Annotated in this window: 19 protein-coding genes; 6 read left to right on the forward strand and 13 right to left on the reverse strand. The window is 61.7% G+C overall.

The features are described from left to right. Window positions 1-77: 77 nt before the first annotated feature. The 10 genes from FKB36_RS09095 to FKB36_RS09140 form a co-directional block, all read right to left on the reverse strand. A complete protein-coding gene (locus tag FKB36_RS09095; protein WP_261597743.1) occupies window positions 78-1,469 on the reverse strand; it encodes an NAD(P)H-dependent oxidoreductase in 1,392 nt (463 codons plus the stop codon). Window positions 1,470-1,919: 450 nt separating this feature from the next. Continuing rightward, entirely contained in the window at window positions 1,920-2,879 is a 960-nt protein-coding gene (locus tag FKB36_RS09100) for an EFR1 family ferrodoxin (protein WP_315901832.1), read from the reverse strand. Then, window positions 2,776-3,567: an EFR1 family ferrodoxin gene (locus FKB36_RS09105; protein WP_261597744.1), complete on the reverse strand. Its 792-nt coding sequence runs from the start codon at window positions 3,565-3,567 to the stop codon at window positions 2,776-2,778. The genes FKB36_RS09100 and FKB36_RS09105 overlap by 104 nt, the downstream gene beginning before the upstream one ends. 122 nt (window positions 3,568-3,689) lie before the next feature. After that, window positions 3,690-5,273: a sodium:solute symporter family protein gene (locus tag FKB36_RS09110; protein ID WP_261597745.1), complete on the reverse strand. Its 1,584-nt coding sequence runs from the start codon at window positions 5,271-5,273 to the stop codon at window positions 3,690-3,692. 207 nt (window positions 5,274-5,480) lie between these two features. Next, window positions 5,481-5,984, reverse strand: coding sequence for an acetolactate synthase small subunit (gene ilvN / locus FKB36_RS09115; RefSeq protein ID WP_261597746.1), 504 nt, complete (start codon window positions 5,982-5,984; stop codon window positions 5,481-5,483). Beyond that, a complete protein-coding gene (gene ilvB, locus FKB36_RS09120; RefSeq protein ID WP_261597747.1) occupies window positions 5,981-7,657 on the reverse strand; it encodes a biosynthetic-type acetolactate synthase large subunit in 1,677 nt (558 codons plus the stop codon). Before ilvB ends, ilvN begins: the two co-directional genes overlap by 4 nt. Beyond that, on the reverse strand, window positions 7,629-9,140 hold the full coding sequence (locus tag FKB36_RS09125; protein ID WP_261597748.1) for a 2-isopropylmalate synthase: 1,512 nt from the start codon (window positions 9,138-9,140) through the stop codon (window positions 7,629-7,631). Before FKB36_RS09125 ends, ilvB begins: the two co-directional genes overlap by 29 nt. Window positions 9,141-9,234: 94 nt before the next feature. After that, on the reverse strand, window positions 9,235-9,945 hold the full coding sequence (locus FKB36_RS09130; protein WP_261597749.1) for a DUF4013 domain-containing protein: 711 nt from the start codon (window positions 9,943-9,945) through the stop codon (window positions 9,235-9,237). A gap of 307 nt (window positions 9,946-10,252) precedes the next feature. Next, window positions 10,253-10,945, reverse strand: a complete 693-nt coding sequence (locus FKB36_RS09135) for a DUF4013 domain-containing protein (RefSeq protein ID WP_261597750.1) — start codon at window positions 10,943-10,945, stop codon at window positions 10,253-10,255. Window positions 10,946-11,359: 414 nt separating this feature from the next. Continuing rightward, window positions 11,360-12,034 (reverse strand): DUF4013 domain-containing protein, encoded by a 675-nt coding sequence (locus FKB36_RS09140; RefSeq protein WP_261597751.1) that lies wholly within the window; start codon window positions 12,032-12,034, stop codon window positions 11,360-11,362. A 467-nt stretch (window positions 12,035-12,501) separates the two neighbouring features. Between FKB36_RS09140 and FKB36_RS09145 the strand changes: the two genes are divergently transcribed. Continuing rightward, window positions 12,502-12,846 carry a zinc ribbon domain-containing protein gene (locus FKB36_RS09145; protein WP_261597752.1) on the forward strand — a complete coding sequence of 115 codons (345 nt, stop codon included), beginning with the start codon at window positions 12,502-12,504 and terminating at the stop codon, window positions 12,844-12,846. Window positions 12,847-13,438: 592 nt separating this feature from the next. On the opposite strand, the gene FKB36_RS09150 is transcribed toward FKB36_RS09145, so the two are convergent. The 3 genes from FKB36_RS09150 to purH form a co-directional block, all read right to left on the reverse strand. Beyond that, complete coding sequence (locus tag FKB36_RS09150; RefSeq protein WP_261597753.1) at window positions 13,439-14,140, reverse strand: DUF4013 domain-containing protein; 702 nt, start codon at window positions 14,138-14,140, stop codon at window positions 13,439-13,441. Between the two features lie 130 nt (window positions 14,141-14,270). After that, window positions 14,271-14,714: a GNAT family N-acetyltransferase gene (locus tag FKB36_RS09155; protein WP_261597754.1), complete on the reverse strand. Its 444-nt coding sequence runs from the start codon at window positions 14,712-14,714 to the stop codon at window positions 14,271-14,273. Window positions 14,715-14,728: 14 nt separating this feature from the next. Further along, entirely contained in the window at window positions 14,729-16,213 is a 1,485-nt protein-coding gene (gene purH / locus FKB36_RS09160; RefSeq protein ID WP_261597755.1) for a bifunctional phosphoribosylaminoimidazolecarboxamide formyltransferase/IMP cyclohydrolase, read from the reverse strand. 257 nt (window positions 16,214-16,470) lie between these two features. Here purH and FKB36_RS09165 point away from each other — a divergent pair, with 257 nt between their 5' ends. The 5 genes from FKB36_RS09165 (at window position 16,471) to FKB36_RS09185 (ending at window position 22,027) form a co-directional block, all read left to right on the forward strand. Continuing rightward, window positions 16,471-16,980: a nucleotide exchange factor GrpE gene (locus tag FKB36_RS09165; protein ID WP_261597756.1), complete on the forward strand. Its 510-nt coding sequence runs from the start codon at window positions 16,471-16,473 to the stop codon at window positions 16,978-16,980. 4 nt (window positions 16,981-16,984) lie between these two features. Next, window positions 16,985-18,811 (forward strand): molecular chaperone DnaK, encoded by a 1,827-nt coding sequence (gene dnaK / locus FKB36_RS09170; protein WP_261597757.1) that lies wholly within the window; start codon window positions 16,985-16,987, stop codon window positions 18,809-18,811. A 5-nt stretch (window positions 18,812-18,816) separates the two neighbouring features. Continuing rightward, window positions 18,817-19,968, forward strand: a complete 1,152-nt coding sequence (dnaJ, locus tag FKB36_RS09175) for a molecular chaperone DnaJ (protein ID WP_261597758.1) — start codon at window positions 18,817-18,819, stop codon at window positions 19,966-19,968. A gap of 472 nt (window positions 19,969-20,440) precedes the next feature. Continuing rightward, on the forward strand, window positions 20,441-21,394 hold the full coding sequence (locus tag FKB36_RS09180) for a methyltransferase domain-containing protein (RefSeq protein WP_261597759.1): 954 nt from the start codon (window positions 20,441-20,443) through the stop codon (window positions 21,392-21,394). A gap of 264 nt (window positions 21,395-21,658) precedes the next feature. Further along, a complete protein-coding gene (locus FKB36_RS09185; protein ID WP_261597760.1) occupies window positions 21,659-22,027 on the forward strand; it encodes a hypothetical protein in 369 nt (122 codons plus the stop codon). Window positions 22,028-22,182 lie beyond the last annotated feature (155 nt).

Consider the following 22,182-nt stretch of genomic DNA (forward strand, 5'->3'; position numbering starts at 1 on the left):
GTTGACCATCCGTTTCCCACTGGACGCTCGATATTGGAGCGAAACGCGGGAGTTCCCGGGCAGGAACGCGGAGTGCGCTACCGCTCCGCCTTCCGCTTTGCGAGAACCCTGCTCGACTCGATCGCCTTCTCGAGCGGCTGGATCATGTAGTCGGGCATATTCTTCACCACGTCCCGCCGGACGGCGGGGATGCTCATCGCAAGAGAGGTCGCCCGGGTGACGATCCTCTGCCGGTAGTCGCGGGTGGGGAAGTCATAGAGCCCGTGCTGCCGGTAATACCGGTCGTCCGCCTTGAAGATCGCCCGCATCCCTCCCCAGATCTCGTCCCGGAAGATCTTATGCCCGGCGACAGCCGGGAAGGTGGGCGGCGCGATGTATCCCCGGTCCGCGAGCCGCACGGAGCGCTCGGCGAGAGTGTGCAGGGCGGCATCGGTCTCGCCCGATTCGCTGGTCACGATCCCTGCGAGGTTTGCTCCTTCCATCGCCGCAAGACCGTCGAGAACCTCCCGGAGGGTCGCGAGATGACCGAGCGGCCCTTCCACCAGGTACGCGATCTGTTTCCCCGCGAACGCCGGCACGTGACCGTTCGAGAAACTCCGGTCGAAGAACTGCTTCCAGGCGGCCGAGAGGAAGCGGTCGCGGACGGTTCCGGCCATGACGAGGATATCCGCCGGGGCGACGTACTCTTCCCAGAACGCTAAAAACCCGTCATCGTAGACGCAGGTGTTCTCGAAGGCGCACCGGCAGCACCCGAGACACCCGCCTTTCATCGCGGCGTCCCGGATGTGGGCGACCCGGACAGAATCCCCGTAACACGCCGCGAGCCCGCCGACCATCGCCGCGAGGCCGGAACCGGGTTCTGTGTCGTGGAGGATGACCACCCTCCTCCCGCGGGTATCGACCGCGGCCGGCGGGGTCACCGGGGCATACGGGGAGGAAGGAGCGGGGAGCGGCGGGAACACCCGCTGGATCGGCCGCCGCTCCGCGATCGCCTCGAGGAAGTCGGTGAAGAAGAGAATAAGTTGCTCCTGGAACGCCTCGTTCCGGAGATCCTCCAGGTGGGCGGAGCAGAAACCGACGTAGCGCATCCCGAGATCGTCGCAGATCCCGTGCAGGTAGGCGTGAGCGGTGTGGTCGAAGAAGCGGATGGAAGTGGTGAGGCAGGCGGCGTACTTCCCGGAGAACGCCCCTTCCACGTCCCGCTCACCGACCAGTTCGATGAACCGCTTCAGCTGCGCCGGAACCAGCATGACGTAGACCGGGGTCGCCCAGAGCACCCCGTCGCAGTCCTTCACCGCGGCGAGCAGCCCGTTCCACGCTTCTTCCTGGTGCTCGATCGCCCTGATATCCCGTCCCGCATGTATAACGGTGAAGGTGTGGTCGGGGAACGCCTCCTCGAGGAACCGGACGTACTGCAGGGTGACGCTCTTCTCCCCCTTGGGGCTCCCGGAGATGACAGAGATCCGCATGGTTTTGCCTGTTCGCGTTTTATGTACGGATCTGAAGCAGGCGGGGAGATATACCTTGCGGGAAGAGGGAGTGATGCGCCGGTTATGAAAGAGTGTTTTCTGTCTATTCATACTCCTCCCGGGCTCAGTACTTCGCTAAAACGGTTGAGACAATCTTCAAGAGGTCAACCCATCGACCACTCTTCGCGTTCTCCCGCGTGCTTCCGCGTGAACTAACAGCCTATAAGTGATGATACAGTCTCACGCGAAGAGCGCGAAGCCGCGAAGGGGCGTTATAGATAATTATACCAAACTTCGCGTTCTTCGCGGCTTCGCGTGCTATATCGATTGTTGATAATAATACAGTCTCACGCGAAGAACGCGTTGAGCGCGAAGTCCGGTGCCCGAGTGCTGTCGATCCCGTTGTAGGTCGCTACGCGAGGCTGCATGGGTCGATTGCAGACGCTGAAATTAGAAAAGTACTGGGGCTCCGGGCAACCGTCCCTGTACGGCCGGAGTATCCGGAGCCGGCACGTTCTGCCCCCGCTGTGCCTCCATAGCCGCAACCGTGAGATCCGGGTGGCGGTAGCGCCCCCGCCCCTCGGTCCCGAACATCACGTGGAGCTGGATCGCCTCGGTCGGGCAGAAGTGGAGGCAGGCGCAGCAGAGCTCGCACCGCCGGCCCCACATTGGGCGGCCGTCGACGAGGGTGAGGTTCCCCGCCGGGCAGACCCTCGCGCAGGTGCCGCAGCCGGTGCAGGCATCCGATACGGAGAAGAGTTCGCCCGCATCGCGAGCGCTCTTTGCAAGCGACCCGTAACTCAGGGCATTTACGAGCCCGGAGAGGGGTGCGAACCCCGGGGAGACCGGCCGGCCGCTCCCGATCGCCTCCGCAATCTCATCGAGCCGTCTATCTGCTCTCTCGAGGATCTCACCACACTTCCCGGCCGGCACCGACCGCATGAGCGGTGGGAAGTTGCCGGGCATATTGACGGCGAACGCGGCGTCGAGTCCGCGGCCCCGCCGTTCCCGGACGATGCCGTTTAACTGGTGGAGTGCCGAGACGCCTATCCCGCCCATCGTAACGACGGCGAAGGTATACTTCGCCCGTGAGAGGTCGAGCCGTTCTGTGAAGTTGGCAACCATCACCGGAACTCCGCAGTCGTAGACCGGGCAGACGATCCCGATCCGATCGGCCTCCGGGGTGATCGTTCCCGGGGTATTCGCAAGCGACGCGATCGGGACGAGTTCGGTCTCCCCGAGAGTGCCGGCGATCTTGCCGCGGCAAGGGAGTTGCCCGTCCCGGTGAAGTAGTAGATGACGGTCTTCATGACCGGCGCTCCAGCTCGGCGAGCTCGACCGACGGGTTCCGGTAGCGCTGCCTGCCTTCGGTGCCCTTTCCGACCTGGATCGCCCCGGTCGGGCAGAGATGGATGCACCCGCAGCAGAGTTCGCAGCGGTGGTTCCAGACCGGCCTTCCCTCGACCATAGCGATGTTTTCTGCCGGGCAGACGGCGGCGCAGGTGCCGCAGGACGTACATCGATCGTCCACCGTGAACTTGCGGTCGTCGCCGTGGACGCGGGAGAGGAACCGGGGGTACATGACGGCCCTGATGAGGCGTCCCAGGGGTGCGTAGGGGAGGTTTCGCCGCTCCCCCTTCCCGATCCGGCCCGCGACCGCCTCGAACTCCGCGTCCGCCGCGGCAAGCAGGCGTTCCCGCTTCTCCCCTGCAGGCGGCTCATACATCAGGACGTAGTTGCCCGGCATGCTCACCGCGAACCCTGCATCGAGGCCCCTTCCGGCCCGCTCCCCGAGGATGCCGTCGAGCTGTCGGAGAGCGGCAGCGCCGCCACCCCCTCCGTGCGTGACGACCGCGAATACGTAGTCTGCCGCGGCGAGGTCGAGACGCTCCGCAAACGCCGTCACCATCGCCGGGAGCCCGGAGAAGTAGACCGGGCAGACGATCCCGACCCGGTCGGCGGCGGGGCGGATCTCGCCCGCGATACTCCTGAACGCTGCTATCGGGACGGTCTCGGTATCCCCGAGGGATTGGGCGATCTTCTTTGCCGCTGCAAGGGAGTTCCCCGTGCCGGTAAAATAGTAGATGATGGTCTTCATGGCAGTCTCCGCTCTCCACCGGTTGTGTCGGCAGTCTAGTGTCTGCTCAAGGGGATATGGACTTTGCGAAGGCGAACGGACGGCCGGATGCAACGGTGAAAAATGGCGGGAGCCCCCCGCCGTCACTGCCGGCGGGGCGATTCCCGGTCGACGAAGAGGGTCTCTCCGGGGCTCGCGGCCGGAGAAGAGAGGGGAGGCGGCTGGATGTACCAGCCGGTCCGGGTGCCGTCGAGGGTGGTCTCGGCGTTCGGGGTGGTCATGAGGCTGACGACAATCATGGCAAGGATCGAGCAGGCGAGCGCGTAGATGCTGAAGTGCATGGGAAGCGGCGCCACGAACTGGTGCCAGTAACCGAAGATGCCGGACGCAAGAAGCCCGACCGCCATGCTCGCGACCGCTCCCTTCCCCGTGGCCCGGCGCCAGTAGAGCCCGGCGAGCAGCGGAACGGCGAACGTCGCGAGCATCACCCCGATGCCCATCCAGATCAGGAAGGCAAGCATCGGCGGCGGGTTGATGGCAGCGAGGAGCGTGCCGCCGGCCGCGAGGACGATCACGACCTTCGAGACGAGGAGCACCTCTTTATCGGTCGCCGAGGGGCGGAGGATGTTCTTGTAGACGTCCCACGCGAACGAGGTGCCGACGGTGAGCATCAGCCGGTCGGTCGTGGACATCACCGCCGCGAGGACGATCACCGCGAAGAGCGCCCACAACGCCAGGCTCGGCATCGCGTGCTCGACACCGGCGATGAAGGCGAAGTCCTGGGCGTTCACGGCGTCCGGGAGGACGAGCGTCCCCTCCTCGACGAGCGACCGCACGGCGAACCCGACGATCTTGACGAGGAACATCACGACCGCGTAGATCAGGAAGGCAATGAGCGGTGCCCACTTGAAGTAGCGTTTCTCCTTCACCGCCAGGACGTTGTTGACGACGTGCGGTGCGCAGGCGAGGCCGACCATCAGGAGGATTCCGAACGAGAAGAGGAACTCCGGCGTCGTGTAGGCGTACGGTGCGTAGGCCGTCGGGAACCAGGGTTCGACGAAGTTCGAGTCGATCCCGGCGATGACGGTATTGATGTGGGTCAGGCCGCCGGCGCTCATGATGACCGGCGGAGCCATCAGGAGGACGCCGAAGATCAGGATGAGGCCCTGTACGAGGCCCGTCCAGGATACGGCGTAGAGCCCCCCGACGACCGTGTAGGCCGTGATGATGACCCCGGATATGAGCAGCGCCTGCCAGTGCGGGATCCCGAAGAGCCAGACGAGGACGATGCTGATCGCGGCATACTGCCCGACGAGGTAGATCAGCGAGACGACGATCCCCGAGACCGCGGCGAGCGCCCGGACCGCCCGCGGACTCTCGAACCGGTCCGCGAAGTAGTCCTGGATGGTCATGTAGCCCCGTTCCCTCCCGAGGGTGTGGAGTTTCACCCCGAAGAAGATGATACAGAACGAGGCCGCGAGGGGCACGAAGATCTGCTCCCATATCCCGGGCCAGCCCGATGTGAATCCGAACCCGCTGACGCCGAGGAGGCTCATTCCGCTGCAGATCGAACAGACGATCAGGATCGTGAAGACCCAGAACCCGAGCGATCTCCCCGCGAGGATGTAGTCCTCGGTGTTCTTGATCTTCTTTGAGGCCCAGCTCCCGATGCCGATGAGCACCACGAAGTAGAGCACGATCACGGCGAGCGTTACGAGGTCAGCCATTCAAGCGTCCTCCCTGAACCGGAGGCCCCAGATAGCGAGCAACACGACGACAAGGACGGCGGAGCCGCCCACGATGAGCACCGTATGCGGTGGTAAGCCTAAGAACATACTATGTCAGTGTGAGCCGTGCTAACATATAACACGATCGCTGGAAGAGGAGGGGATCGCCGCGATCCGGTCCCGGACGAAGGGTACGTAAAAAAAAAGTTATTTGGAACTCTTCACGGTCTTTGCGCCCCGGAGGAGAGCAATCTTACCCGTGCGGACGAGTTCCTTGATACCGTAGGGGCGCAGGAGTTTCTCCAGCGCATCGATCTTCTCCGTATCCCCGGTCACCTGGAGGACCAGAGTCTTTGACCCGACATCCACGACCTGGGCACGGAAAATATCGGCGATCTGGAGGATCTCGGCGCGGGCCGGGCCGGATTCGGCGGCCACTTTGATGAGGGCGAGTTCCCGCTCCACGCTCTCCCGCTTCGTCAGGTCCGAGACCTTGATGACGTCGATGAGCTTGTTGGTCTGCTTCATCACCTGCTCGACGACCCCGTCGTCGCCGTTCACCACGATCGTGACCCGGCTCATGTTCGGCTCCTCGCACGGCCCGACGGCGAGGCTCTCGATGTTGAACCCCCGCCGCGAGAACATCCCGGCGACCCGGCTCAGGACACCGGCCCGGTTCTCGACGAGGACGCTCAATGTATGCGATTTCATCGCTGGCGCACCCCGATCATCTCGTTGATCGCAGCACCCGCCGGGACCATCGGAAAGACGTTCTCCTCCCGCTCGACCCGGAAGTCCAGGACGAACGGCCCGTCGGTGGCGAGCGCGGTCTCGAGCGCCTCCCGGACGCCGGCCTTCTCGTCGACCCGGAGCCCTTCGACCCCGTAAGCGTTCGCGATCTTCACGAAGTCCACCGACGGCAGCTCCGTGTAGGAGTAGCGGCGGTCGTAGAAGAGCTCCTGCCACTGCCGCACCATCCCGAGGTACATGTTGTTCAAGATCACGATCTTGACGGGGATATCGTACTGCGCCACCGTCCCGAGTTCCTGGATGTTCATCTGGATGCTCCCGTCGCCGGCGACGTCGACGACCGGGACGTCCGGCCGGGCGTAGTGGGCGCCGATGGCCGCCGGGAACCCGTAGCCCATCGTCCCGAGGCCGCCGGAGGTGATCCAGGTCCGGGGTTTCTTGAAGCAGTAGTAGAGCGCCGTCCACATCTGGTTCTGGCCGACCTCGCTCACGATGATCCCCTCGCCCTTCAGGAGATCGGAGAGCTGCTCCACGACGTACTGCGGGCGGAGACGGTCGTCGTCGCGGTAGCGAAGCGGGTACTGCGCCTTCCAGGCGTTCGTCCGGGCGACCCAGTTCGCCGTATCACCGCGTTTCTGCATACGGCGGAGGAGCGCCTGGAGAACGGCCTTCACGTCGCCGACGATCGGGACGTCGACCGCCTTGTTCTTCCCGATCTCCGCCGGGTCGATATCGATGTGGATGACCGCGGCGTTCGGCGCGAACGTCTCGATCTTGCCCGTCACCCGGTCATCGAACCGGACGCCGACGGCGATCAGGAGATCGCACTCCGTCACCGCGTAGTTCGCCGACTGGGTGCCGTGCATCCCGAGCATCCCGAGGTTGAGCGGGTGGTCGCCGGGGACGGCGCCAAGCCCCATCAGGGTCGTCGTCACCGGGACGGCGGCGGTCTCGACGAACTCCAGGAGTTCGGCTGACGCTTCCGAGAGGACCACCCCGCCGCCGGCGTAGACGAGCGGCCGCTCCGCTCCCGCGATCAGGTCGAGCGCCCTGTCGATCTGGCGGACGTGCCCCTGGTAGGTGGGCTGGTAGCCGCGGAGGGAGACCGTCTCCGGGACGGGTCTTCCCTCCTGCACCACGCCGGTACTGACGTCTTTGGGGATATCGACCAGCACCGGGCCGGGCCTGCCGGTCCTGGCGATGTAGAACGCCTCCTGGACGACGCGGTCGAGGTCGGCGGCGTCTTTGACCAGGTAGTTGTGCTTCGTCACCGGCATCGTGATCCCGGTGATGTCCGACTCCTGGAAGGCGTCGTTCCCGAGGAGACCGGTCGGCACCTGACCGGTGAGCGCCACGACCGGGATGGAATCCATGTAGGCCGTCGCGATCCCCGTGACCAGGTTGCACGCGCCGGGGCCGGAGGTGGCAAGGCATACCCCTACGCGGCCGCTCGCGCGCGCGTAGCCGTCGGCCGCGTGCGCCGCTGCCTGCTCATGCCTTACCAATATGTGCCGGATCGACGAATCGTAGAGTTCATCGTAGATCGGCAACACCACGCCGCCGGGGTAGCCGAATATGGTATCCACCCCTTCACGCTGCAGCGCTTCAATCAGAGTCTTTGCTCCGGTCTTCATGCTCTTCCCTGAGTAATCTGTTCATCCCGGCGATAACTGCTTCGACGCTCGCCATGATGATGTCGGTCCTCGCACCCCGCGAGGTCACGGTCTTCCCATCCTTGCTGAGTTTCACCGATACGTCGACGAGGGCGTCCGTGCCGCCGGTTATGGCATCGACGCTGTATTCATCGAGCCTCACGCTCCCGACGTCCGCGACCGACCGCTGGAGCGCGCGGATCGCCGCGTCCACCGGCCCGGTCCCGACTGCGGCGCCGGTGACCTCTTCGCCGCGGACGAGCATCGTCACCGAGGCGGTCGGGACCGCGTTGCTCCCCGAGACGATGGTGAACTGGCGCAGTTCAAGGCAGGGCGTAAACGCGATATCCATGACGGTATCGGTTATCGCCATGATGTCGGCGTCGGTTATCCGCATCCCGGCATCCCCTATCTGCTTGATCCGGCCGACGATCTCCGCGAGCTGTGCGCCGTCCGGGGTATACCCCATGTCGTGGAGGGCGGCCTCGACCGCCGCCGACCCCGAGTGCTTCCCGAGGACGATCCGGCGCTTGCGGCCCACCCGCTCCGGCTGGAGCGGCTCGTAGGTGCTCGCGTCCCGCATCACCCCGTGAGCGTGGATGCCGCTCTCGTGGGTGAAGGCCATCTCGCCGACGATCGGCTTGTTCGTCGCGAGCGGCACCCCGGTCAGCCGGGCGACGTGGGTCGAGAGGGGGTAGAGTTCCCCGGTCTTGATCCCGGTATCGACCCCGTAGAGCACCTCGAGCGCCATCACCAGTTCTTCGAGGGCGGTGTTTCCCGCCCGCTCCCCGAGGCCGTTGACGGTGACGTGGGCACAGGTCGCCCCCGCCCGGAGGGCGGCGACGGTGGTCGCAAGCCCGAACCCGAGGTCGTCGTGGCAGTGGATCGAGAGCGGGGCAAAGAGGAGCGGCGGTATGATCGCGGCCGCCCGCTCGGGGGTGAGGAGCCCGACGGTGTCGCAGAAGCAGAGCCGGTCGGCGCCCCGCTCGACCCCTTCCCGGAAGACCGTCGCGAGGAAATCCTGGTCGGCGCGGGAGGCGTCTTCGCCGGATAACTCCACGATCAGGCCGCGGCTCTTCGCGTACTCGACGGCGCTCCAGGCCATATCACAGACCTGCTCGCGGGTCTTCCTGAGCTTCTTACTGATATGGAGATCGCTCACCGGGACGACAAGGTGGACTGAGTCGGCACCGGCATCGGCGGCAAGGTCGATGTCCCCTGCAAGCGCCCGGACGTAGGTGCAGCACTCGGCGGCAAGCCCGGCGTCGGCGATGGCCCGGATCGACTCGCGTTCTCCAACAGATGCGGCGGCTGATCCTGCTTCTATCACGTGGACGCCGACGTCGGAAAGGTGCGTTGCAATCTCGAGTTTCTGTGCCGGCGTGAGAGAGACACCCGGTGTCTGTTCCCCGTCCCGTAAGGTAGTGTCAAAAAAGCGGATCGATTCAACAAATAAAACAATCACACATAGTGCAATTCACCGTCAAGAAATTGGCGGCAGGGATACTTAAACGTTGGGCATTCGGGGAACCTGGTGCAGGGCAAAAAATAAGGGGGTTTTAGGCCGGCGCCGGGGCACTCTCGTAGAGGAGGGCGACGTAGCGGGCGGAGAAGATGATGAACGCCGGCATGAGGAGGAAGAGGAGGAGCAGGAAGAGAGGGCCGACGATCGGGACGAGCATAAGGGCGAACAGCACGACGAGCATGAGGATGAACTCCGCGATCGCGATCACGATACCCATGACGAGGAGGGCGATGAAGACGTTCAGCCATCCGATCCTGCCAATATGAGTGAGAAGGGTGCGGATCCTGAAGGCCTCGCCCATTCTCCCCGTCCGGGCGAACCGGACCATCGCAAACGTCGAGAGGATCCCGATGATGATGGCGGCGACGATGAAGATGACGAAGATCGCAAGGGCTGCAAAGGCGGCCAGTTCCGGGCTCAGAAGCGATTCGGGGCCTGATCCCGCCGGGGTTACCGTCGATGAGACCGGGATGAAGTACATCGCAACGGGCAGGAGCGTGAGGATCATGAGCGGGATCGAGTAGATGATCGTGATGACGATCAGTTTGATACCGTCGATAAAGAGCCCGATCCAGTCTTCGAGCTCAGGAGCGGGCTTTGCGCCGCTCATGACCCGCACCGTGTAGCCGTAGATAAGCGGGAATATGATTGTGCTGATGAGCAGGAGAAGCCAGCGGACCCACCTGCCCCAGATGGCGTCCTTTGCATATTCAAAGGAGTCGCCGAGTAATCGCATTAAGTCCATGAGTATCACCGCATTGTTCGGATGTAGGATCGTGCGTTTGGGAAGATAAACGCGTTGTTTTGTTTGCGGAAGGAGGATTTGTCACTTGCGGATGAATACCGTCGGGGGGTGTTGAGTGTTCACCGAAAGGCGCTCCATCTGAATTCAGGATGTGGGTGCTATCCTGTTGTGCTTGAGATCCGGCAGTGGAAACTTTCGGATTCCCACTCTGTATCCTCAATTTAGAACATCTGAGAGAGTTGACGCAGCAGGTGGGGAAGACAGCTGACCTTGGCGTGAGGAGCGGCTTCAAAAAAAGGAAGACGGTTCAGGCAGGTGCTGCTGCGCTGTCATAGATGAGGGTGTAGTATCTCGTCACAAATACCGCTACAACTGGACCGATGAGGATCGCCACGACGATAGCCAGAATAAGTGCTAGGAGCCAACCGATAACGGGGATCAGCGCAAGGATGAAAACAGCAATGGCTACAACGATTGTATAAACAATAGTAGCCAGAACAGAAACAATCCACAGTATGATCAACGCGAGGATATAGCTCAGCCATCCGATCTTTCCAATGTGAGCGACGATGGCACTGATATTGAATGCCTCCCCGAAACTGTCAGTCCTTGCGAAGCGTATCAGGGCCATCAAAGCGATGAGCGAGAAAATGAAAGCGACAATTAGCCCTATGAGCAGACCGACCAGTGCTCCAGCACCCGGACTCTCCAGTGCTCCACCCATTAAAACGCCTGCACCACCAAAGACCATGAGTACTATCAAGGGTATGATGCTGTAGACGAGACCTACAATAAAGAGTTTAATGCCGTTGATGAACATCTCAACCCAGTCGTCAAGGGGCGGCAGTTGGGATTCGCCTTTGTAAATCACCCATTGGTATCCCAACCATAGAGGAAAGATAATCATGCTAATGAATAGCAATAGCCATTTGCCCCAGCTCCCCCACAGCCCATTTACGGTGTAGTCGAAGGAATTGCGAAGCATAGATCCGTACTCCATAGTCAATCACCTATTTATAATGAGACTCTAGGGTCATCATATTTATTCTTTTGCATATGCATCAGAAACGTCATGTCAGTTACTTGAAAAGTAAAGCCACAATAATGTTCTTTTCCCTATCTTCATCTATTGAAAACTTTTTTTGCTCATGCCCAAGGACCCGATCAAAGGATAGGTTAATCGGACTCTGATCACAATTTCGAGGCGCTTGGCCTCATGCAGCCCAAAAACTCAAGGCGACAAAATAAGGTATCAGAAGTAAGAGCATGTCGATAATATATGCACCAAACCGAGTCCAAAATTCGCACACCTGAATCCACTGGGCTGTTCATTCCATTTGCCCGGTGCCTGAAGGTTGTACCGACATGTATTTTAATTTCTCATGACCGCAGTCACAAAAAGAAGGGGGGAGCCTCACGCCGGCGCAGGAGCGCTCTCATAGACCAGCGCCATGTACCGTGCCGCGAAGATGAACCAGACGGGGAACAGGAAGAGCATGATCAGCCAGACGAGGAGCCCGCCGAGGAATGGGATCAGGCCGAATACGGTGGCGAGTATCAAGACGATGACGTCAAAGACAATTCCGGCAATCCAGAGGATGATGAGGGCAATGATGTAGCTCCCCCAGCCGATCTTGCCGATGTGCTCGAAGATGGCACTGAAGGCAAACGCCTGGCCCATGCTGTCCGTGTGTGCGAACCGAATAACCCCGATCGCCGAGATCAGGGTGATAATGACTCCGACGACGAGCAAGAGCAAGAAGCCGATGCCCACCGACCCAAGGGCGAGCATGAAATCCCCGTTAATGGCGGCCATGAGTGCCGGCACCATGAAAATGATCGTAATGACAAACATCGGAATGCCATAGATAATGCCGATGACGAGGAATTTCAGACCGTCGATAAACGTTTCCACCCAGTTCCCTACCTCGGGAGCCGGCTTTATACCGCTGTAAATGCGGACCATATATCCCATGATGAGCGGGAATATGATCGTGCTGATGGCGAGCAGGATCCACTGGACCCACTTGCCCCAGACCGCGTCTTTTGCATAGCTGAGCGAATCGCTCAGCATGTTTCCAAAATCCATAGGTATGACCCCTATGATTTTACGTAATACCAAATGGTATAAAAGGATTGTCATAATCCCTTGTCACACATCCCTCTTTTGAAGAAATTAAGCAATCTTTTCGACCAAAATCTGACAATCATGGTGCAGAAGCGTTATCTGTGGATCAGGGCGCGGCGAGGCGTAAAACCAGAGGCAGGACCGTAAAAGGAACAAAGAGGTGACGTGAGTCGCCTGGTGGAAAATACTGGCGATCCAACCGGGAACGGGCAGCGGGGCGGTAGCGCGGCGCTCATGATCCACCGGGACTCTTGATCTGCAACGACGCCACAGCCTCAGGGAGGTACCTCGACAAGCATGCCGGGGTGCTTCGACCAGGATCAGGTTCTGCAACCGCCCTATTATTTAAAACAGAATGTCAGGCAAAGAACTAAAAAGAGAATATTTAAGTAGACACACATTCAATTCGGAAATCAGGGAGGAACATTATGCCAAATTACTGTCCCGAATGCGGAAAAGAGTTGATCAGTCCAAATGCTGAAATTTGTCCACATTGTGGCGTTAGGCTTAAAGAGATAGTGATTAACCGGAGGAGCCCGGTCCTCGCTGCGATATTGTCCTTCTTCATCTCTGGGTTGGGTCAGATATATAACGGACAGTTTGGCAAGGGCATTGCGTACTTTATCATCTATATGTTCTGTTTTCTATCCTTATTCTTCCTGATCGGCTTTCTATTGATTCCGCTCTGGTGGCTCATCGGGATCGTCGATGCATATGTCTCTGCCACAAGGATTAATGCTGGCGAGGATGCATCCAAATTCATTAATACCTAATTATTTTTACGAATCATCAAGTGACATCGTTCTCTTGCCGGAGAGAATCTACCTCCACCAAGCAATGAAACGCTGATGACCACTTTAAATGAAGGTTGATGCCTCACGCCGGAGCCGGAGCGCTCTCGTAGGCCGCGGCGAGATAGCGGGCGCGGAAGATGCTGTACACCACCCCGAGGAGGAGATTGACAACTTGTACTATAATTAGTTAGTAAGCTCCAAATACAATCCCTGCCATTATTGCAAAAAGCATGAAGATAGCAAACAAACAAAACCAGAAGAGTAGAGCTGCAACGATATAGTAGCCAAATACCGCGAATGCGCGTTTTAAGAAATGGTCTGATGTCAACCAACCCTTGTAACTGTATGTATCCGTTCCGTCATCGAACATAATTAGGTAATTTTATGAAGCGTATCTTAAACATTACCATTTGATATTTGCTCCCGCTGAATGACTATCTTGAAGGCGTCCAACAGGAACTATTTATTGGTATTTTCCTTGATGATAATCTATTGCACAAGTATTTTCCTCAGATTTTTGAAAAACCCGTAAGGGTTCCCGTCGTAACCATCAGGGACGGCGTCCCCCGCGTCACCCCGGCGCCGGAGCGCTCTCGTAAGCCACCGCGAGGTAACGGGCGCGGAAGATGCCGTAGACGACCCCGATGAAGAGGTTGGCGATCCACCCGAGGACAGGCAGCGAGGTGATGAGGGCGGTCGCGGCCGTATACACGAGGCCGATGAGGATGAGGATGACGACCGCGGCGATCCAGGCGCCCCACCCGATCCAGCTGATCTGCGAGAGGATCGCGGTGATGTTGAACGCCTGGAGGAGGCTTCCCGTGTGGGCGAACCGCACGACCGCGAGGAGGGAGACGAACGATATGACGATCCAGACGAGGGCGGCAATCGCGATCCCGGTGACGGCGGCGGCGACGGCCGAGGCCCATACGTCCGGGTTGTCGAGCCCTCTCGCCGCTACGGCGGAGAGAACCGCAACCCCGCCGAAGACGGCCAGGGCCACGATGACCGGGATCAGGTAGATAAGATTGATGATGTTCAACTTCCACCCGTCGAGAAAGAGCCTGCCCCAGTCGTCGACCTCGGGAGCGGGCCGCCGGCCGGCGAGCACCCGGACGATGTAGACGATGTAGCCGTTGTAGAGCGGGACCAAAAAGAGCGTGAACGTCTGGACGAGCGAGAGGAGGACGAGGAGGAGCCACCGCCCCCATTCGCCCCAGAGGGCCTCTTTCGTGTAGCCGAATGCTCTTGAGATGAGATTGCCGTAGTCCATACCACACCACCTTCGGCCGTGGAGGGGCGGTGGGCCGTATAAACGTTTTGAACAGTCACGTTTTTGAGCCGGTTTGCCGTTCCGATACCCTGCCCGCACCCAGACCAGGGCCCGATAAAGCCCCGAATGGTCAAAGATCCCGTCTCAGGTAGACCATATCGACGAGCCGTTCGCCGCAGTCGAAGATAGGATGGTCGTAATGGTCGATAAAGAAGTTCTCGACCCGGTGGGAGACGGTAAACCCGCACCGCTCGTAGAATCGGAGGATGCGGGGCGAATCGCCGGTGCCGACGAGCATCGTGCGGCACCGGCCCCGGTAGTGCTCGAAGATGTGCTCGATCAGCCGCCTGCCGTAGCCCCGGCCCCGGAACTCCTCGTAGGTGGCTATGTTCTTCAGTTCATAGACGCCGTCGCCTTCGCACGTCACCACGCAGACACTCACCGGATCCCGGTCATAGAGAACAAACATATCCCCGCGGTCGAGGTAGGCATCGATCATCGACTCCTGTTCGTCGCCTTCGAGCAGCAGGTCAAGGAACCGCCGCTTATCTTCCCGGAGCAGTTCGATCTTCATGGAGAAAAAAAGGATCAGTGCCGGAAGTGCCGCACACCGGTGAAGACCATCGCGACATTGAGCCGGTTCGCCGCGTCGATGACCTCCTGGTCCCGGATAGAGCCGCCGGGCTGGACGAGCGCCGTCGCGCCCGCCGCCGCCGCGACCTCCAGGGTGTCGGGGAAGGGGAGGAAGGCGTCGGATGCGACCGCCGACCCGGCGAGGGGGGTCCGGGACTTCCTGACCGCGATCTCCGCCGACTCGACCCGGTTCATCTGCCCGGCGCCGATCCCGATGACCGCTTTTTCGTTCGCAAAGATGATGGCGTTGCTCTTCGTGTGCCGGCAGACCTTCAGGGCGAGCTGCATCGCCTCCATCTCGTGGGCGGTGGGCTCCCGCTCGGTCACGACCCGCCAGTCCTCGCGGAACGGCTCCGTCCGCTGGACCAGCACCCCGCCGTCGATGCTCCGGACCGCGTCCTGCACCACCGGCTCGGGCAGCCGGAGCACCCGCATGTTCTCCTTCGCCTTCATGATCTCGAGGGCCTCAGGCGTGAACGACGGGGCGACGATGACCTCGACGAACGTCCCGGTCAGTTCCCGGGCGACGTCCGCCCCGACCTCGCGGTTCATCGCGACGATCGAGCCGTAGGCCGAGACCGGATCGATCTCCCGGGCGGCGATGTAGGTCTCGAGGAGGGTCTCGCCGGTCGCGACACCGCATGGGTTGTTGTGCTTGACGATGACGACGGCGCACTCCTCGAACTCCCGCAGCAGGCCGACCGCGGCGTCGACGTCGAGGTAGTTGTTGTAGGACATCTGTTTGCCCTGGAGCGGCTGCTCGCCTGCAATGCCGGCATCGCCGTAGACCGCGGCCGCCTGGTGGGGGTTCTCGCCGTACCGGAGCGTCCTCCCGCCCCGGTACTGGAGGGTGAGGACGTCGGGGAACGGCCGGTCGATCCCGGTGAGGTAGTTCGCGATCGCGCCGTCGTAGGCCGCCGTCCGGGAAAACGCCTTCGCGGCAAGGGCGAGGCGCTCCTCAGGGGAGAAACCGCCCCGCCGGACGGCCTCCGCGGCCTTGTCGTAGTCGGCGCTGTCCATGACGATCGCGACGTACTTATGGTTCTTCGCCGCCGCCCGCACCATCGCCGGACCGCCGATATCGATGTACTCGATGATCTCGTCGGTGCCGAGCCCCGCGTCCCTCATCGCCTCGAAGGGGTAGAGGTTCACCACAACGAGGTCGATCGGCTCGATCCCGTGCTCCTGCATCACGGCGTCGTCGATCCCCCGGCGGCCGAGGATGCCCCCGTGGATCTTCGGGTGGAGGGTCTTGACCCGCCCGTGCATCATCTCCGGAGAGCCGGTGTATGTCGAGACGTCGGTATACGGGATCCCTGCCTCTGCGAGCGCGGCCCCGGTGCCGCCGGAAGAGAGGAGCCCGTAATCGTGTTCAACCAGCACCTTTGCGAGATCGACGATGCCTGCCTTGTCCCAGACAGACAACAGTGCCCACTTCATGGGTACACATATGGGGAGTGGAGAGATATATCTGGCGCTGTCCGCAGAAATCCGCCGCGTTTTCTCTCGCGCGGAGAACGTCACATCTTGCGCGGATCCCGGTATCGGAGGGAGAATACCGGTTGATGAGTGTCCAATCGGAGATCCGGCATCTTGCCGGGGGCGGATGCCTGCACTATCAGTTATATTTATATAGAACCACATTACAATAAATAATCGAACAAACCCATTACATCGTTTTCAAGCAGGTTAAGCGTATGAAGGAGGATACATCCGGACCAACCGAGAAGCACCAGAATCTCGCAGGCGAGGCGGATGCAGCATCCCCGGCGCTTGAAGAGCTGCAGAAGGCGTATGACGACCAGAGCGGCCGTTACCTGCGCCTTGCAGCGGATTTCGACAACTACCGCAAAAGGATGGCCCGGGAGATCGATGCCCGCACAACCTTCGCCATCGAGAACTTCGCGGTGGAGTTACTCGAAGTCCTGGACAACTTCGAGCGGGCCGAGAAGGCCGAGGGTGCAGGCCTCACGGAAGGGATGGCCCAGATCAGGAAACTCTTCATGACCATCCTCGAGCGGCACGGCATCACCCCCATCGAATGTCGGAACCTTCCGTTCGACCCCGAGCGGCACGAGGCGATAGCCTACGTCCCCTCGGACGCGGAGGAGGGCACCGTGATCGACGAGGCCGTCCGTGGATACTGTATGCAGGATAAGATCATCAGATGCGCAAAAGTCGTCGTATCTAAAGGAAAGGAGGAATAACAGAATGGTTTCGGAAAAAGTTCTTGGTATCGATCTCGGGACAACCAACTCGTGCATGGCAATCATGGAAGGCGGGCGGGCGACGGTCATCGCCAACGCCGAAGGCGGCAGGACCACCCCGTCCGTCGTAGCGTTCACCAAAGAGGGCGAACGGCTTGTCGGCAACGTCGCAAAACGGCAGGCGATCACGAACCCGAACCGCACCATCCAGTCGATCAAGAGGAAGATGGGCACGAGCGAGACGGTCACCATCGGGGACAAGACGCATACCCCGCAGGAGATCTCCGCGATGATCCTCCAGAAGATGAAACTGGACGCGGAGGAGTACCTCGGCGAGAAGATCACGAAGGCCGTCATCACGGTGCCCGCCTACTTCAACGACGCGCAACGGCAGGCGACGAAGGATGCCGGGACGATCGCCGGCCTCGAAGTGCTCCGGATCATCAACGAACCGACCGCGAGCGCCCTTGCCTACGGTATCGACAAGGAAGGCGACTCCACGGTGCTCGTCTACGATCTCGGCGGCGGGACGTTCGATGTCTCGATCCTCCAGCTCGGTGACGGCGTCTTCGAGGTCAAGTCGACCGCAGGCAACAACCGCCTCGGCGGCGACGACTTCGACAAGAGGGTCGTCGACTACCTGGCCGATGAGTTCAAGAAGAAGGAGGGCGCCGACCTCAGGAAGGACCCGGTCGCGATGCAGCGGCTCCGGGACGCAGCCGAGAACGCAAAGATCGAACTCTCCACCGTCCAGAAGACCAGCATCAACCTCCCCTACATCACCACGACAGAGAGCGGCCCGAAGTTCCTCGACACCGATCTCTCCCGCGCGAAGTTCGAGAGCCTGATCGCCGATCTCGTCGACTCGACCCTCGGCCCGGTGAAACAGGCGCTCGCCGACGCCAAACTGAGCGCCGACGAGATCGACCACGTCCTCTTCGTCGGCGGGTCGACCCGCGTCCCGCTCGTGCAGGAGACGGTGAAGAAGGTCCTCAAGAAGGAGCCCGACAAAGGGATCAACCCCGATGAGTGCGTCGCCCTCGGCGCCGCCATCCAGGCCGGCGTCCTGACCGGCGAGACGAAAGACGTGCTGCTCCTCGACGTGACCCCGCTCTCGCTCGGCATCGAGACGCTCGGCGGCGTCGCGACGAAGCTGATCGAGCGCAACACCACCATCCCGACACGGAAGAGCCAGATCTTCTCGACCGCCGCCGACGGCCAGACCTCGGTCGAGATCCACGTGATGCAGGGCGAGCGGGCGCTCGCGAAGGACAACTTCACGCTCGGCCGGTTCCAGCTCACCGGTATCCCGCCGGCGCCGCGCGGCATCCCGCAGATCGAGGTCACGTTCGATATCGACGCAAACGGTATCGTCCATGTATCGGCGAAGGATCTCGGCACGGGGAACGAGCAGTCGATCACCATCAAGCCGCAGGACTCCCGCCCGTCTGAGGCCGAGATCCAGCGGATGATGGACGACGCGAAGAAGTTCGAGGAGGAAGACCAGAAGAAGCGCGAGGAGATCGAACTCAGAAACACCGCCGACACCGCGATCTTCACCGCCGAGCGGGCGATGAAGGATGCAGGCGATTCAATCGAGGCCGCGGATAAGGAGAAGATCGAGAGCGCGATCGTCGACCTCAAGAAGGCGCTCGAGGGCGACGACCTGGAGGCGATCAAGCAGAAGATGGATGCCCTGACCGAAGCGGTATATGCACTGACGACGAAGATGTACCAGCAGGCACAGGCGGCCGCCCAGCAGGAGAAGGCGGAAGGGGCCGCAAAGAAAGACGATAACGTCGTCGATGCCGACTACGAAGTCAAAGAGTGAGGTCGATGGGTCCGGACAGCTACTATGATATCCTCGGTGTTTCGCAGAACGCCGATGATAAGGAGATCAAGAAAGCCTACCGGAGCCTGGCACGAAAGTACCACCCCGACGTCTGCAAAGAACCGGGGGCCGAGGAGCGGTTCAAGAAGATCAACGAGGCCTACAGCGTCCTCTCTGATGCGCAGAAACGCGCCCAGTACGACAACATGGGCCACGAGGCATACAGCAACGCGTCGAAGGGCTCGTACTCCGGCGGCGGATACGGAGGCGGGTTCAGCGCCGACTTCTCCGGGTTCGGGGACATCTTCGAGACCTTCTTCGGCGGCGGCGGGGGCAGGCAGCGTGCCGGCCCGCGCCCCGGTGCCGACCTCCTGATGAAGATGCGCATCACGCTCGAGGAGGCGGCGCTCGGGACGGAGAAGGAGGTCGCCGTCGACCATATCGAGCCCTGTCCTGAGTGCGACGGGTCGGGGAGCGAGACGAAGAAGACCACCACCTGTCCGACCTGCGGCGGCAGCGGTCAGATGCGGCAGATGAGCCAGTCGATCTTCGGGAACTTCGTCCGGATGGCGCCCTGCACCGCCTGCGGCGGGCGGGGGAGGGTCCCCGAGACCCGGTGCAAGGCCTGCGGCGGAACGGGGCACCGGCGCGGCCGTCAGAAGGTGAGCGTCCGGGTTCCGCCGGGCGTGGATACGGGGATGCGCCTCCGGATGGAGGGCTACGGCGACGCCGGGGACTATGGGGCGCCGCCGGGGGACCTCTACATCGAGATCAGCGTCGCGCCGCACCGGACCTTCACCCGGCGGGGCGACGACCTGGAGACGACGGTCGATGTCACCCCGGCCCAGGCGGTGCTTGGCTCCGAGGTCGAGGTGAAGACGATCGACGGGCGGACGGTCGCCCTCAACATCCCGGCCGGGGTGCAGTACAACACCGGGCTGAAGATCCCGGGCGAGGGTGTGCGGTGGCAGACGAAGCCCGGGGATATGCTGGTGCGGGTGCGGATCGTCGTGCCCACGCGTCTTTCGGACGAGGAGCGCGAACTCTACGAGCGCCTGCTCGAGATCGGGGGGCACAAGCCCTCCGCGAAGGGCGGCAAGAAGGGCAAGGGCTTCTTTCAGGACGTCGTCGACAAGGTGAAAGAGTCGGTGAAGTGAGGGGAGGCCCTCTCGCTTCGGCGGCTCGGTTTTTTGGGTAACGATTTAGGTATGAGCCACGGCCGGGGAAATGCAGTTAACCTCTCCTGTAGGACGTTGTTACTCGCATCTGGCAATGCGTAATCTCCTACTCAACAGCATCCCCAGACACGGATTTCGTGGGGATATCGTCACGCACTGCCCCCGCCCCTCGGGGCGGGGGAGGAGGCCGGAGGCCGGGCGGGGTGGGGGTTACGGGTATCCCCTTATGGGGTAGAGACAGGGGAGGGGACAGGCCCCCTCCCCGTCAGCCCCTCCCCGCGTGGCGATATCCCCACGGTCCGCAGTACAGGGCTTTTTCTTCGCTTTTACAGTTTCGGGGAGCCTGAGCGGTCACCTGGCTTCGAGTCCAACCGGTCGGATATACAGACCTCATCACCAATCAACTCCTCATCCCCCCGCTTTATCCCCCTCCCGGCCCAATACCATAGGAATGAAGCTGCTCTTCGAACTCTCCGGCGAGCACCCCGACCTCCCCGCCATGGAACTGGAGTGCGTGGGAACCGTCCTCGACCGCGGGACCCAGGTCGCGGTCGCCGAGTGCCCCAACCCCCTGGCCGCCGGGCGACTTGCCCTGACGCACGTGGTGATGGAGTACCTCGGGGAGTGCGAACCCACGCGGGCGGCGTTTACGGATCTCCTCCGCGACCTCGCGATCACGACCGAAAAACCGTTCGTCGGCCGGGGGAAGATGATCCAGGGCGCCCGGATGGATATCGAGCGGCTCGACCTGGAGCGGCTGATCGGGAGCCTGATTGCCGGCCCGGTATCGCTCCGCGACCCGGTCGAAGAGTACCGCGCCGTCGTCTCGGATGACCGCTGCTACTTCGGCCGCGTCATCCTGAAGATCGACCGGGGCGGGTTCGAGGCGCGAAACCCCATGCGCCGGCCGTTCTTCCACCCCGGCGTGATGATGCCCCGGATGGGCCGGGCGCTCGTGAACATCTCCCTGGTTGCGCCCGGGGAATGGGTCTATGACCCCTTCTGCGGCACCGGCGGGATCCTCCTCGAAGCCCGGGAGATCGGCGTCCGGGTGCTCGGGAGCGACTTCGACCCCGCGATGGTCGACGGCTACCGACAGAACCTCCCGGGCTCGGAGGTGATGACCGCCGACGCTACGATGGTTCCCATCTGCGACGGAGCGCTCGATGCGGTCGTGACCGATCTGCCCTACGGCCAGTCAGTCAGGATCCACGGCGAGAGCATGGACCGGCTCTACGACGGATCGCTTGCGGAGATCCGGCGTGTCCTCCGGCCGGGGCGGCGCGCGGTCGTCGTCACGCACCGCGATATCAAGGGGATCGCCGCCCGCCACTTCACCGTCCTGCAGGAGCACGAGCAGCGGGTGCACAAGAGCCTGACCCGCCGGATACTGGTGCTCGGGTGACGCCTTAAACGCGGATTCAGCAGCACCGGGCACCGGCATTCGCGGCTTCGCGTTCTTCGCGTGAGACCGTATTGTTGCCCATTCCGGTTAGCTCACGCGAAGCCGCGAAGGACGCGAAGTGAGACTGTCGGAACGACAAGAGCATGAGCACCGAGAGGTGCGAAGAACGATCGGTGGTTTGATCTCCCGGGAACTTCCTCAAGATCGTTAGCGAGGTACTGATGCCGACCCCGGTTTTATGAGGTCGCCCGTCAAGGGTTAGATGTGGGAGTAAATCTTAAGCGATACGGCCTGTATCTCATCCGGTGGCAGCTCTCGACGCCGATCCTCGCCGGCGTGCTCTACTGGCTCGCGGGCCTCGGGGCGCTCGCCGCCACCGTCGTCGCGAACCTCATCGGCGGCCTCATCTTCTTCTGGGTCGACCGGTTCATCTTCACCTCCGAGACGCTCGCCGCCCAGTGGGAGGTCAAAGAGGAAGTCCGGTGCGTGGACTGCAGGAAGGTCGCCCGGGGCTACCGCCTGGTCCGGGCAGAGAACTACGACAAATCGAACGATCCGGCGCCCGAGTTCCGGTGCGAGGCGTGCTCGAAGAAGAAGTCGGAGGAGCTCAAGAAACGGGGTGTGAAGCACTGAAGGAGGGAACCCCAGAGGAGTCAGCACGATCTGATAAGATGGTGCTGAGGGTTCATGCGCCTTTTTTTTGGTCGTGTCTGCCCGTGTACGGGTTTCCCGTGGATATCGCGTCTGGGGGAGGGGCTGACGGGGAGGGGGGAGTACTCCCCCCTCCC

The organism is Methanoculleus formosensis, from assembly GCF_025384765.1.
In the GTDB taxonomy this organism is placed as follows: Archaea; Halobacteriota; Methanomicrobia; order Methanomicrobiales; family Methanoculleaceae; genus Methanoculleus; species Methanoculleus formosensis.